Consider the following 12,671-nt stretch of genomic DNA (forward strand, 5'->3'; position numbering starts at 1 on the left):
GCATGAACGAGGATGTGATCGTCATCGGCGCCGGCATCGTCGGCGCCGCCTGCGCACACGCGCTGGCGCAGGCCGGCTGCAACGTGCTGGTGCTCGATGCGCGCATCGGCGGTGCCACCGGCGCCGGCATGGGCCACCTCGTGGTGATGGACGACAACCCGGCCGAACTCGCATTGAGCCGCGATTCGACGGCGCGATGGCGCGCCCTCGCGCCGCACATGCCCGAAGACTGCGCCTACAGCACCTGCGGCACGCTCTGGATCGCCGCCAACGCAGAAGAAATGGCCGAGGCCGAACGCAAGCAGCAGCGCCTGCGAGAACACGGCATAGCCGCCCGCCTGCTCGATGCCGCCGCATTGGCGCGTGCCGAACCCGCACTGCGCAAAGGCCTCGCGGGCGCGCTCGAAGTGCCGGGTGACGGCATCCTCTACGCGCCGAACGCGGCACGCTGGCTGCTCGCTCAAGGCGGCGATGCCATCCGTATCGAACACGCGAAAGTCGAGGCCATCGAAGACGACGGCACGCTGCGGCTCGCGGGCGGCAGCCACCGCAGCGCCCCGCAGATCGTGCTGGCCAACGGCATCGAGGCGACGACGCTCTGCCCCGAGCTCCCGATCCGCCCGAAGAAGGGCCACCTGCTGATCACCGACCGCTACCCGGGCACGGTGCATCACCAGCTCGTCGAGCTCGGCTACGTGACCAGCGCACACCACAGCGAGGGCGACTCGGTCGCGTTCAATGTGCAGCCGCGGCCGACGGGGCAATTGCTGGTCGGCTCCTCGCGCCAGTTCGACACGACCGACCCGGCCGTGGAAGCGCCGATGCTCGCGCGCATGCTGCAGCGCACGCTCGACTACCTGCCGGGGCTCGCGAACCTCAACGCGGTGCGTTCGTGGACTGGCATGCGCGCAGCGTCGCCCGATGGCCTGCCGCTGCTGGGCAGGCACCCCTGGCGCGAGAAGCTCTGGCTCGCCGTCGGTCACGAAGGCCTGGGCGTGACCACCGCGCCGGGCAGCGCGCACCTGCTCGCGGCGCTGATGACAGGTGCCGCACCTGAATTCGATGCGGCGCCTTATGCGCCGCGTGGTCTGCTGGAGATGGCATGAGCGCCCACACCTTGCTGCACATCGATGGCAATCTGGTGCGCGTGAAAGCGGGCAGTTCGGTTGCTGCTGCACTGCGGATAGCGGGCGGAATGGGCGTGGCACGCACCTCCGTCACCGGCCAGCCGCGCGCACCGTTCTGCGGCATGGGCGTGTGCCAGGAATGCCGCGTACTGATCGACGGCCGGCGCCGGCTCGCCTGCCAGACGGTCTGCGGTGAAGGCATGCGCGTGGAGACTTCGGAATGACCGCGCTCGAACACTGCGATGTGCTGATCGTCGGCGCGGGCCCGGCCGGCATGGCGGCGGCGGTCGCTGCCGCGCCGAGCGGCGCATCGATCGTCGTGATCGACGACAACCCCGCGCCCGGCGGACAGATCTGGCGCGACGGCCCCGGCGCCTCGTTGCCCGCGGCCGCGCGCAAGTGGCGCGATGCGCTCGAACGCCACGCCAACATCCGCGTCTGCAGCGGCACGCGCGTGATCGCCGCGCCTGCCCGCAACGAACTGCTGCTCGAAGACGCCGAGCGCGGCTGGCGCATGCGGTGGAAGAAATTGATTCTCTGCACCGGCGCGCGCGAACTGCTGTTGCCTTTTCCCGGCTGGACACTGCCCGGCGTGACGGGCACGGGCGGCCTGCAGGCGCTCATCAAGGCGGGCCTGCCGGTCGAAGGCGAGCGCATCGTGATCGCGGGCAGCGGGCCGTTGCTGCTCGCCGCTGCGGCCACTGCACGCGCTGCCGGCGCGAAGGTCGTGCGCATCGCGGAGCAGGCTTCGTTCGCTGCCGTCGCGGGCTTCGCCGCGAACCTCTGGCGCTGGCCGGGCAAGGCCGCGCAGTCGGTGACGCTGGCCGATCCGCAGTACCGCACTTCGTCGCGCATCGTCTCGGCGCAAGGCAGCACGCAGGTCGAGTCGGTTCGGCTTTTTCAAGGTGGCCGTGAGGTGGAAATCGCCTGCGACCGCGTGGCCTGCGGCTTCGGCCTCACGCCCAACACGCAACTCGGCCGCCTGCTCGGCTGCGCCCTCACGACCGAAGGTGTCGGCGCGCAGGCGCTGGCCGTCGACACGCGGCAACTCACCAGCCTGCCCGATGTCTACGCCGCCGGCGAATGCACCGGCTTCGGCGGCAGCGAGCGCGCGCTCGCGCAAGGTTCCATCGCCGGCTATGCAGCCGTCGGCAACGAGCGCGCCGCGAAACAACATGAAGGCGAACGCGCCCGCTGGAATGCGTTCGCCGCCCAACTGCACCGCAGCTTCGCGCTGGCCCCGGAGATCAAACGGATGCCCCAGCCCGACACCCTCGTGTGCCGCTGCGAAGACGTGCCCTTCTCCGCGCTCGCGGACTGCACCGGCTGGACCGATGCCAAGCTGCACCGCCGCTGCGGCATGGGCGCCTGCCAGGGTCGCGTGTGCGGCGATGCGGCGCAGTTTCTCTTCGGCTGGACGCCGCCCGCGCCGCGCCCGCCGCTGTCGCCGGTGCGCATCGCGACGCTGGCGGGTTTGGTTGGCGAGGGCGACGCCCGACAATGAGGCAGCATCCGAGAACAACCATGGCCCCCCCGAAGACCACTCCCCGCCCCCCGCCCAAGCGCCGCGCCGCCGACGTGGCCTACGACGCCATCGAGACGCTGCTGTCCACCATGCAGCTGCAGCCCGGCAGCCAGATCGTCGAGGCCGACCTCGCCGAGCGCACGGGCCTTGGCCGCACGCCGGTGCGCGAGGCGCTGATGCGCATGGTGTCGATCGGGCTCATCGTGCAGCAGCCGCGCCGCGGGCTCCTGGTGTCGGCCATCGACCTGGCCGACCACCTCGACGTGATCCAGACCCGGCGCGTGCTCGAGCGCGTGATCGCGGGCTGCTCGGCGCGCCGCGCCACCGCGCTGCAGCGCAAGGACATCGTGCGCTGCGCCGAGGAAATGGTCGAGGCCGCGGGCCGCGGCGACTTGACCGACTACATGCGCGCCGACCACGCGCTGGACCTCGTCAACCACCAGGCGAGCCACAACGATTCGGCGGTGAAGGCGGTGATCCCGCCCATCGTGCAATGCCGCCGCTTCTGGTACGCCTACCAGCACGAAGGCGAGATCGTCGAAGGCGCGAACGCGCACCTCGAACTTGCGCAGGGCATCGCGACCGGCGACGAAGCTGCGGCGGTTGCAGGCGCCGAACGCCTCATGGATTACCTGGAGCTTTTCGCCCGCAAGATCATCGACAAATAGGTCGAAGGACTGCATTTCCACACCGGGGAACTACGCGTGATTTGCCGCGGCCCCCAGCGCATACTGGCCCGATGGCCGTCGCACCCCGCGCCCAACCCGAAGACTTCTTCACGCCCGAAGAGTGGCAGTCGCTCACCAGCCGTTCGTCATGGAAGGGCCTGTGGCTGGTGGCGCATTGCTGGGGTGTGATCGGCGCCGCGATGCTCGCGGGCATCGTGTGGCCGTGGACCATTCCGCTCATGGTGCCCATCGTCGGCGCGCGGCAGTTGGGGCTCTTCATCCTCATGCACGACGCGGCGCATGCGGGCCTGCATCGCAGCCGCAAGGTCAACGACTGGGTCGGCCACTGGCTGTGCTCGTACACGCTGCGCGACTACCGGCCCTATCACCTGCAGCACCACCGCTTCGTGCAGCAGACCGAAGACCCGGACCTCGTGCTGTCGGCGCCCTTCCCGATCACGCGCGAATCGATGTGGCGCAAGGTCGTGCGCGACCTCAGCGGGCAGACCTTCTTCAAGCAGCGCTTCGGCCACATCGCCGAAGGCATCCGCCGGCGCGCGCCGGGCGAATCGGCGCTGAAGGTGTTCGGCGGCGAGATCGCGAAGGACCGGCGCTTCCTCATCGGTAACGGCCTCGGCCTGCTGGCCTTCGCCGTGGCTGGCTACTGGTGGGCCTGGGTGCTGATGTGGCTGCTGCCGATGGCGACCTGGCTGCCGCTGGTGAGCCGCGTGCGCAACATCGCCGAGCACGCGCTGGTGGCACAGAACGAGGCCGATCCGCTGCGCCAGGCGCGCACCACGCATGCCAACCTGGTCGAGCGCATCTTCATCGCGCCCTACTGGGTCAACTACCACTGCGAACACCACATGTTCACCAACCTGCCCTGCTGGGCGCTGCCGAAGGCGCACCGCCTGCTGCTGCGCAGGGGCATCACCGATCGGATGGAAGTGCAGCCTGGCTACCTGCACCTGCTGAAGCAGGCGACGGCGGCGCAGCCGGCCTAACGGGGCACCGGCCTCGCGAGCACCGGCGGCTGCGCGCCGCGCTGCGCATGCTGGCTCAGCCAGATGCTCGCGATCACGATGCCGATGCCCACGACCTGCAGCACCGACAGGCTCTGCCCCAGCAGCGCCCAGCCGAGGATCACCGCCGTCACCGGACTCAGGAAGGCCAGCGGCGCGATCGCCGAAGGCTCCAGCCGCGCCACGCCGCGGAACCACACGATGTAGGTCAGCGCGGCGCCCACGAGGCCGAGCCAGGCGAAGCCGATCCAGTTCTGCATGGTGAGTGCGGGCAGCGGCGGCTCCAGCAGCAGCGCGACTGGCAACAGCAGCAGGCCGCCCGCCGTCAGTTGCCACGCCGTGAAGGTCAGCGCCGAAACCGGCGGCTGCCAGCGCCGGCTGAGCACCGTGCCGAAGGCCATCGACACCGCGGCGGCAATGGCTGCGGCGATGCCGATGGCATCGAGCGCGGCATTCGGCGTCAGCACCAGCAGCGCGACGCCGCCGATGCCGACCACCGCCGCTGCGATCGAGAGCGCGCGGATCGGCGAGCCCAGGAACACGCTCGCGAGAAACACCACGAGCAGCGGTTGCACCGAGGTGATCGTTGCCGCGACGCCGCCCGGCAAGCGGTAGGCCGCGACGAACAGCATCGCCCAGAGGATCGAGAAATTCAGCGCGCCCAGCACGAAGATGCGCCCCCACCACGCCCGCTCGGGCAGCTGGCGGACGATCAGGAGCAGCAAGAGCCCCGCCGGCAGCGCACGCAGCAGCGCGACCGTCAGCGGGTAGTTCGGCGGCAGCAGTTCAGTGGTGACGATGTAGGTGCTGCCCCAGATGGCGGGCGCGGTGGCGGTAAGGAGCACGTCGGTGGTTCGGCGGGTCATGGCGCGAATCTAGTCCGTTGACCATGGGTTGTGAATGCCGGAATAATGAATTGATCATCCACCTGCAGTTGTCAATCGATCCGGCATGGACCATCTCACCGCCCTCAAGGTCTTTCGCACCACCGCGAGCACCGGCAGCTTCGCGGGCGCCGCGCGGCAGATGGGGCTTTCGGCCGCGGCCGTCAGCAAGAACATCGCGGAGCTCGAGGCGCACCTGAAGGTGCGGCTCATCAACCGCACCACGCGCAGCATGAGCCTCACGGAAGCCGGCGCCGCGTACCACGAGCGGCTGTCGCGCATCCTCGACGAGCTCACCGAAGCCGATGCCGCGCTCGCCCCGATGGGCACGAGCCCGAGCGGCGTGCTGCGCGTGAGCGCGCCGCTGACCTTCGCGCTCACCTGCATCTCGCCGGACATCCCCGTCTTCATGAGCCGCTATCCGAATTTGCGGCTCGAGCTGAACCTGCAGGACAGCCTCACGGACCTGATCGGCGAGGGCTACGACCTCGCGATCCGCGGCAGCGACCGGCTCGAGGATTCGAGCCTCGTCGCGCGCGAACTCATGACCATGACCCACGTGCTGTGCGGCGCGCCCGGTTACTTCGCCGCCGCCGGCCGGCCCGCCGCGCCCGAAGACCTGAAGGCCCACAACTGCGTGCAGTTCACCCTGTCGGGCCACGCGAACAAGTGGACCTTCAGCCGCGCCGGCCGCAGCGTGGCGGTGCCCATCGATGGGCGCTACAAGGTCAGCTCCAGCATTGCAGTGCGCGACGCGGTGCTCGCGGGCTTCGGCCTGAGCCTGATTCCGCGCATCTACGTTGAACAGGAACTGGCGTCGGGGCGCCTGCAGGCGGTGCTCGAAGACTGGGAGGCGGACCGGACGCCCGTCTACGCCGTCTACCCCTCGCGTCACTTGGCGGTCAAGACGCGCGCCTTCGTCGACTTCCTGGTCGAGCGCTTCTCGGCGCGCCGGCCGTTCAGCAGCCTGCCGATGGGCGTGTAGCGCACCAGCAGCTGGTAGCTCGCAAGCGCCACCAGCGAGGTGGCCGCGATGTTGAGCCCCATCTTCGTGACCGCGCCGAAGGGCGCGTTGAACAGCAGGATGCCGAAGCCGATGGTGCCCAGCATGTGCACCAGGTACACCCAGTACGAGCTCTGCGAGAGGTACGCCAGCACCGCGTTCTGGCGCGGCAGGTAGCGCAGGAAGCCACCGATCAGCGCCATGCTCCAGAGCCAGGAGGTCGCGTTGTAGGCGAAGGCGATCCAGAACTCGGGGTGCGGCAGGCGGTGCGCACCGGGCCCGTGCAGCGCGCCCAGCAGTGCGACCGTCGCGACGAAGAAAGCCAGTCCGGCCAACGCATGGCCCTTGCAGCGCGCAGCGAATAGTGCGAGCAGTCGCTCCTGATCGCGATGCAGGTACCAGCCGAACACGAAGAACAGGCCGCTCTGCACCCACTCGGACAACGGCGGCAGGAACGAGCCGCTCTCCATCACCATGCCGGACGGATGGAAGGCGCCTGTCAATGCCAGCGGCAGCGCAAGCACCACGAAGCCCCAGCGGCGTTCCGCCAGCAGCGTGAAGCCGCGGGCGACGGCACCGCGCAACCGCATCGGCACGAAGCGCTGCAGCCGCACGCCGGCCCAGGCCAACACGCTGAACCAGAAGAGCTGGTAGAGGAACCACAGGTGCATCGTGTTGAAGGGCGAGCCGCCGGGTTGCCGCGCGGGCGTCAGCGCGGTGTCGATGCCCGGCACGCCGCGCACGGTCAGGTGGATGTAGACCATCGCCAGCACCGTGGTCAGCACGAAGAGCGGCGGCCAGAAGATCGCGAAGGGCAGCGCGAGCCGCAGGCCGCGGTTCTTCAGCATGCCGTCCGCACCGCGCCGCGCGACCAGCAACGCGACGAAGAAGCCGGCCAGCACGAAGAACACCGGCATCCGGAAGCTGTGGATGAAAAGCAGCAGCAGGTTGGCCACCGGCGATGTCTGCGGATCGCGCCAGGGCAGCGGCGAATTGATGGTGAGGTGGTTGATGGCCACGTGCAGCACGATGCCGAGCCACATCATCAGGGCGCGGAGGTTGTCGAGCGCGTGGAGCCTCGGGTGGAGGTGAGGGGTGTTTGCGTTGTTCATGAGGCCGACTGTTGGGCCTCACGCAACGTCAGGGTCAAGGGGTGGAAGGACCCGTCGCCGAACTTTTTTGCTGAAGCACGGCGATGGCCTGCAGCAGGTAGTCGCGCACCGCGGGGCCGACCACGGCGGCCGCCTGCAGCACCGGTTCCGTGGCCATGGCCTTCATCAGCCGCACGGCCAGTGCCGGGTCGTGGTCGGTGAAGGCCTCGAAGAGCCGCACCCAGGCGAGCGCGATGGCCTGCACCGCCTTGTCTTCCGGTGATGCGCCGCGCGCCTGGAGGGCGGCGAGCTCGTCGCCGAGACGGCGCCATTCGTCTTCGGGCGGCTTGCCCAATCGCGCGAGGTCTTCGGTGTCCAGGTGACGCAGCAGCGCGGCCATCCGCGCGCCCATGGCCACGCCGATGTAGTCGATCAGTTCGGCCGGCGGCCCGTCGTCGCGCCGCGCCACCGGCTCGCGCCGGTACATCTCGCCCCAGCGCGTGACGAGGTCGTAGTTGCCGTCCATCCACTGGCCCATGAGGTTCATCCAGCGAAAGGCGAGCGGCTGCACCTCGAGCGCATCGGCGGGCACGCCGCGCGCCATCAACGCGGCCACCTCGGCGATGAGCGGGGGCCACTGGTCGGCCACGGCGCGCCAGTTGGCCATCACCGACTGGATCTCTGCGGGGCTGAAATAGCGGCCGTAGGTGGTCATCTGCTCCAGCGTGACGAGCCAGTCCTTCATGTCGGGCTGGGCGCCTTCGGCGAGCCGCTGCGAGAGCAGGCCGAGCCGTTCGCGCAAGGCCGTGGCCTGGGCGATCTGCTGGTCTAGCGAGGCCATCTGGCGCTGGATGATCGTGGGCAGCGAGCCGCTTTCGGCACCGAGCAGCCCGCCGATTTCCGCCAGCGGAAGCCCCAGCAGCCGCAGCGCCTGGATGGCGTGCAGCCGGCCGATGTCGGCGGCGTTGTAGAGCCGGTAGCCGGCGTCCGAGCGTGCCGAGGGGGCGAGCAGCCCGATGGCGTCGTAGTGGTGCAGCGTGCGCACCGTGAGGCCGGTGTGCTTGGCGAGTTCGCCGACCTTGAGCAGCATCGCGCGCCTCCTGCGTCAGTCGTCGGAAGGCGCCGGCTCGGGGCCTTGCCAGCCCAGCAGCTCGGCCAGCCGCTGCACGATCCATTCGGCCTCGGTGGGCGACACGCCGGATTCCGGCGTCGCGAGCCCCGCATGGATGCGCCGCAGGATCTCGGCCTCGACCGGCACCTCGGTGTGGTGCTGGATCTGCGCGTGGCCCACGAGGTGGCTGGCCAGGTCCTCGCAGATCTCGTAGCGCGCGCGCACCACGCCGATCGGCTCGCTCAAACGCTGGCGCGCATCGCTGTAGACCGCGAAGAACGAGGGCGGGATGAAGATCTGGTTGTCGTCGGACATCGCGGCCCTGTTTATAGCTGGCCCAATGACAAAACGCGCCCAAGGGCGCGTTCGTCGTGGCTCCGGAGGAGCCAGAGGGGCTGGATCAGCCGCCCTTCTTGGCGCGCTTGCCAGGGTTCTTCTTGCTGCGCGTCGCGGTGCCGCGTTCCAGGCTGACCTTCTGGCCACCGCCGGTCTTGGGCAGGGCGTAGCCGGGCAGCGGCGTCGGCTTCGGGGTGGCAACGCGTTCGGCTTCGGTACGGAATGTCTTGGGCATGAAAAGCTCGGGTAAAAGTAATGTTCGAACCCGCAATTAGGCCACATCGAGGATTTCATATGCCAATAACCGAAACGACGGGTGCCGTCGAGCGTCCGCGCTTCGTTTCGGGCTCGCTCTTGCGCCATGTTTGCGTGATGGCCGGCACCGGTGCCATCGGTCTGATCGCGGTGTTCGCAGTCGACCTGATCAACCTCTTCTACATCTCGCTGCTCGGGGAGAAAGAGACGGCGGCGGCGGTCGGCTTCGCGGGCGTGGTGGGGTTCTTTCATGCGTCGCTGTGCATCGGCCTCACCATCGGCATCGCGGCCGTGGTGTCGCGCACCGTGGGCGCCGGCCGTTCGATGGATGCGCGGCGCATCGCCACCTCGAGCCTCGTGTTGATGACGGCCGCATCGGTGGTGGTGGGCAGCGGCACGGCCTTCTTCCTGCACCCTGCCCTGCATGCGCTCGGCGCCGAGGGCGAGACGGCGCGGCTCGCGCAGCGCTACCTCGCGGTGACGGTGCACACGCTGCCGCTGCTGGGCCTCGGCATGGCGTGCTCGGCGCTCTTGCGCTCCATCGGCGATGCGCGCCGCTCGATGACGGTCACGCTCGCGGCGGCCTTCGTGACGGCGGTGCTCGATCCGATCTTGATCTTCGGTTTCGGCCTGGGGCTCGACGGTGCGGCGATCAGCGCGGTGGTCTCGCGCTTCGTGCTCGCGGGCATTGGGCTGCATGGCGTGATGGTGAAGCACCGGATGCTCGGTCGCTTCGAGGCGGCGCAGCTGGCCCGCGATGCGCGCGCCCTGGCGAGCGTCGCAGGGCCGGCAGTGCTGACGAACCTCGCGACGCCCGTGGGCGCCGCGTTCGTCACGCATGCGATCGCGCAGTTCGGCCCGTCGGCGGTGGCGGGCGCGGCCACCATCGACCGCTTGAGTCCGGTGGCCTTCGGCCTTGTCTACGCGCTGAGCGGTGCGGTCGGGCCGATCCTCGCGCAGAACCTCGGCGCCGGGCAGTACCGGCGCGTGCAGGAAGGATTGCGCGACAGCCTGTTGTTCATGGTGGCCTCGGTGGCCGTCGCCTGGCTCGTGCTGGCGTTGGGACAGGGCGTGCTGATCCGTGCGTTCTCGGCCGAGGGGCAAGCGGCCGAGCTGATCGCGCTCTTCTGCACCTGGCTCGCGGCGAGCTTCTTCTTTTCGGGCGGATTGTTCGTGGCGAACGCGTCGTTCAACAACCTCGGGCATCCGCTGCTGTCGACCTTCTTCAACTGGGGGCGGGCCACGCTGGGCACGATTCCGTTCGCCTGGTGGGGCTCGCACCACGGCGCGGCGGGCGTGCTGATCGGACAGGCCGTGGGCTCGTCGATCTTCGGGTTGCTGGCGGTGGTGGTGGCGTTCCGGCTGGCGGCCAAACTGGCTCGGCAGGAGCCGTCGATGAAGGCGCCTGTACCTGCACTTGCACCGGTGCTCGATGCACCGGTGGCGCCGACCTCGGCGCATGGCGATGCCGCGGCGCTCGCCACGCCGCAGCCGGTGGCCGTTACTGGTCCTGCAGCGTCAGCAGGCGCACCTTGACCGACTTGCCCTTGACCCGGCCGCTGCCGAGCTTGTGCGCCGCTTCTGCAGCGATGGCGCGGTCCACCGCCACATACGTCGAGAACTCGTTGACGTTGATCTTGCCGACCTGGTCCTTCGTGTAGCCGCAGTCGCCGGTGAGGGCGCCCAGCACGTCGCCGGCGCGGATCTTTTCCTTGCGCCCGCCGACGATCTGCAGCGTGGCCATCGGCGGCTGCAGCGGCGCGCCCTTGCCGGGCGTGAGCTCGGCCAGTTCGTGCCATTCGGATTCGCGGCCCTGCAATTGCTCGATCTTTCCGACGCTGCCCATCTCGTTCATGCTGGCGAGGTTGAGCGCAAGGCCTTCGGCATCGCCCGACTGGCCCACGCGGCCGGTGCGGCCGACGCGGTGGATGTGGATTTCGGAATCGGGCGTCACGTCGACGTTGATCACCGCTTCGAGGTGCGAGATGTCCAGGCCCCGCGCCGCCACGTCGGTGGCCACGAGCACCGAGCAGCTGCGGTTGGCGAACTGCACCAGCACCTGGTCGCGCTCGCGTTGTTCGAGCTCGCCGAAGAGCGCCAGCGCGCTGAAGCCCTGCGCCTGCAGCACCTCGACGAGGTCGCGGCACTGCTGCTTGGTGTTGCAGAAGGCCAGCGTGCTGACGGGACGGAAATGGTCGAGCAGCAGGCTCACGGTGTGCAGCCGCTCGCTGTCCTTCACCTGGTACCAGCGCTGGCGGATCTTGCTGCCTTCGTGCTGCGCCTGCACCGTGATCTGCTGCGGGCTCTTCATGAACTGCTGCGCGAGCTTGGCGATGCCTTCGGGGTACGTGGCCGAGAACAGCAGCGTCTGGCGTTCCTTCGGACACTGGCGCGCGACTTTCACGATGTCGTCGAAGAAGCCCATGTCCAGCATGCGGTCGGCTTCGTCGAGCACCAGCGTGTTGAGCGCCGAGAGGTCGAGGTTGCCGCGCTCCAGGTGGTCCATGATGCGGCCCGGCGTGCCCACGACGATGTGCGCGCCGTGCTCGAGGCTGGCAATCTGCCCGCGCAGCGCGACGCCGCCGCAGAGCGTGACCACCTTGATGTTTTCTTCCGCACGCGCCAGGCGCCGGATCTCGGTCGTGACCTGGTCGGCCAGCTCGCGCGTCGGGCACAGCACCATCGCCTGGATGGCGAAGCGGCGTGCGTTGAGGTTGGCGAGCAGTGCGAGTGCAAAGGCGGCGGTCTTGCCGCTGCCGGTCTTGGCCTGGGCGATCAGGTCCTTGCCGAGCAGCGCCGGCGGCAGGGCGGCGGCCTGGATGGCCGTCATCTGCGTGTAGCCGAGCTGGGTGAGGTTGGCCAGCATCTGGGGCGAGAGCGCCAGGGTGGCAAAGCCGTTCTCGACCTGGGGGCCGTCGGCTGTGGGAGTGGTCGTAGTCATCGTTTCAGCAGCCGGGACCCGGGAAAAACAAAGGCCTTGCCGGCACCCTTCGGCGCCGCAAGGCCCTTCGTTCGTCGCGGATCAGCGGCGAGGTGAGTTGTTGCCGCCGGAAGTCGGCGGCGGGCCGCGACGTTCCAGGTGACGGAAGGTGATGCGACCCTTGGTCAGGTCGTAGGGCGAGAGTTCGAGCGACACCTTGTCACCCGCCAGGATGCGGATGTGGTGCTTGCGCATCTTGCCGCCGCTGTAGGCGATCAGCTGATGGCCGTTGTCCAGCGTGACGCGGTAGCGCGAGTCGGGCAGGACTTCGGTCACTGCGCCGTTCATTTCGATCAGTTCTTCCTTGGGCATGCTTGGTTACCTCTGAATCTCGTTCGATGTGTGTTGGATATGAAGATGGGCGTGATTGTTTCAGCCTGCGCACGGCAAGGCGAGAGGCGCGTTGCGCTCGCGCACCCAGCCCAGGCCTTGGTCGATGGCATAGCCGACGGCGGCGGCGTGGCTTGCAAAACGCGGCGTGAAACGCATCACGCGGTCGTGCATGCCGCTGCCGTGGCCGGAGCGGATCGAGACGGAGGCGGCGAAATTGCCGTCGTCCTGGTGTCGAATGAGCGGGGAAACAAGGTACTTGCCCACCGCGATACTGTGTTGAATGATGTCCATGGAGCCTTGGCACAGCGCGCGAATGTTGGACGCGAAGTGCCTGAA

Annotated in this window: 15 protein-coding genes; 7 read left to right on the top strand and 8 right to left on the bottom strand. The window is 68.9% G+C overall.

Annotated features, from left to right (window positions below):
* The first annotated feature begins 2 nt into the window (after nt 1-2).
* The 5 genes from NU688_RS22960 (at nt 3) to NU688_RS22980 (ending at nt 4,324) form a co-directional block, all read left to right on the top strand.
* Complete coding sequence (locus tag NU688_RS22960; RefSeq protein ID WP_257863116.1) at nt 3-1,106, top strand: FAD-binding oxidoreductase; 1,104 nt, start codon at nt 3-5, stop codon at nt 1,104-1,106.
* Nucleotides 1,103-1,351, top strand: a complete 249-nt coding sequence (locus NU688_RS22965; protein ID WP_013544291.1) for a (2Fe-2S)-binding protein — start codon at nt 1,103-1,105, stop codon at nt 1,349-1,351. The genes NU688_RS22960 and NU688_RS22965 overlap by 4 nt, the downstream gene beginning before the upstream one ends.
* A complete protein-coding gene (locus tag NU688_RS22970) occupies nt 1,348-2,631 on the top strand; it encodes an FAD/NAD(P)-binding oxidoreductase (protein ID WP_257863117.1) in 1,284 nt (427 codons plus the stop codon). The genes NU688_RS22965 and NU688_RS22970 overlap by 4 nt, the downstream gene beginning before the upstream one ends.
* Nucleotides 2,632-2,651: 20 nt before the next feature.
* Entirely contained in the window at nt 2,652-3,320 is a 669-nt protein-coding gene (locus tag NU688_RS22975) for a GntR family transcriptional regulator (RefSeq protein WP_257863119.1), read from the top strand.
* 71 nt (nt 3,321-3,391) lie between these two features.
* The gene (locus tag NU688_RS22980) at nt 3,392-4,324 is read left to right on the top strand and encodes a fatty acid desaturase family protein (protein WP_257863120.1); all 933 of its coding nucleotides are present in this window, start codon (nt 3,392-3,394) and stop codon (nt 4,322-4,324) included.
* Here NU688_RS22980 and NU688_RS22985 read toward each other — a convergent pair.
* Complete coding sequence (locus NU688_RS22985; protein WP_257863122.1) at nt 4,321-5,208, bottom strand: DMT family transporter; 888 nt, start codon at nt 5,206-5,208, stop codon at nt 4,321-4,323. The two genes, NU688_RS22980 and NU688_RS22985, sit on opposite strands and share 4 nt — an antisense overlap.
* An 85-nt stretch (nt 5,209-5,293) precedes the next feature.
* On the opposite strand from NU688_RS22985, the gene NU688_RS22990 reads away from it, so the two are divergent.
* Nucleotides 5,294-6,211, top strand: a complete 918-nt coding sequence (locus NU688_RS22990; RefSeq protein ID WP_257863123.1) for a LysR family transcriptional regulator — start codon at nt 5,294-5,296, stop codon at nt 6,209-6,211.
* Here NU688_RS22990 and NU688_RS22995 read toward each other — a convergent pair.
* From NU688_RS22995 to NU688_RS23010, 4 genes are all read right to left on the bottom strand, one after another.
* Nucleotides 6,118-7,341, bottom strand: a complete 1,224-nt coding sequence (locus NU688_RS22995; protein ID WP_257863124.1) for an acyltransferase family protein — start codon at nt 7,339-7,341, stop codon at nt 6,118-6,120. The genes NU688_RS22990 and NU688_RS22995 overlap by 94 nt on opposite strands.
* A 34-nt stretch (nt 7,342-7,375) precedes the next feature.
* The gene (locus tag NU688_RS23000) at nt 7,376-8,410 is read right to left on the bottom strand and encodes a MerR family transcriptional regulator (RefSeq protein WP_257863125.1); all 1,035 of its coding nucleotides are present in this window, start codon (nt 8,408-8,410) and stop codon (nt 7,376-7,378) included.
* Nucleotides 8,411-8,425: 15 nt separating this feature from the next.
* A complete protein-coding gene (locus NU688_RS23005; RefSeq protein ID WP_257863127.1) occupies nt 8,426-8,746 on the bottom strand; it encodes a hypothetical protein in 321 nt (106 codons plus the stop codon).
* 85 nt (nt 8,747-8,831) lie between these two features.
* Nucleotides 8,832-9,002, bottom strand: coding sequence for a hypothetical protein (locus NU688_RS23010; protein WP_177224862.1), 171 nt, complete (start codon nt 9,000-9,002; stop codon nt 8,832-8,834).
* Nucleotides 9,003-9,061: 59 nt separating this feature from the next.
* Here NU688_RS23010 and NU688_RS23015 point away from each other — a divergent pair, with 59 nt between their 5' ends.
* Complete coding sequence (locus tag NU688_RS23015; RefSeq protein WP_257863128.1) at nt 9,062-10,558, top strand: MATE family efflux transporter; 1,497 nt, start codon at nt 9,062-9,064, stop codon at nt 10,556-10,558.
* Here the strand turns inward: NU688_RS23015 and dbpA are convergent.
* From dbpA to NU688_RS23030, 3 genes are all read right to left on the bottom strand, one after another.
* Entirely contained in the window at nt 10,524-11,963 is a 1,440-nt protein-coding gene (dbpA, locus tag NU688_RS23020; RefSeq protein ID WP_257863129.1) for an ATP-dependent RNA helicase DbpA, read from the bottom strand. The two genes, NU688_RS23015 and dbpA, sit on opposite strands and share 35 nt — an antisense overlap.
* A gap of 81 nt (nt 11,964-12,044) precedes the next feature.
* Nucleotides 12,045-12,314, bottom strand: coding sequence for a translation initiation factor IF-1 (gene infA, locus NU688_RS23025; RefSeq protein WP_013544282.1), 270 nt, complete (start codon nt 12,312-12,314; stop codon nt 12,045-12,047).
* A 60-nt stretch (nt 12,315-12,374) separates the two neighbouring features.
* Nucleotides 12,375-12,626: a hypothetical protein gene (locus NU688_RS23030; RefSeq protein ID WP_257863292.1), complete on the bottom strand. Its 252-nt coding sequence runs from the start codon at nt 12,624-12,626 to the stop codon at nt 12,375-12,377.
* Nucleotides 12,627-12,671: the final 45 nt, after the last annotated feature.

Origin of the sequence: Variovorax sp. ZS18.2.2, from assembly GCF_024701975.1 — a bacterium.
Lineage (GTDB): Bacteria > Pseudomonadota > Gammaproteobacteria > Burkholderiales > Burkholderiaceae_C > Variovorax.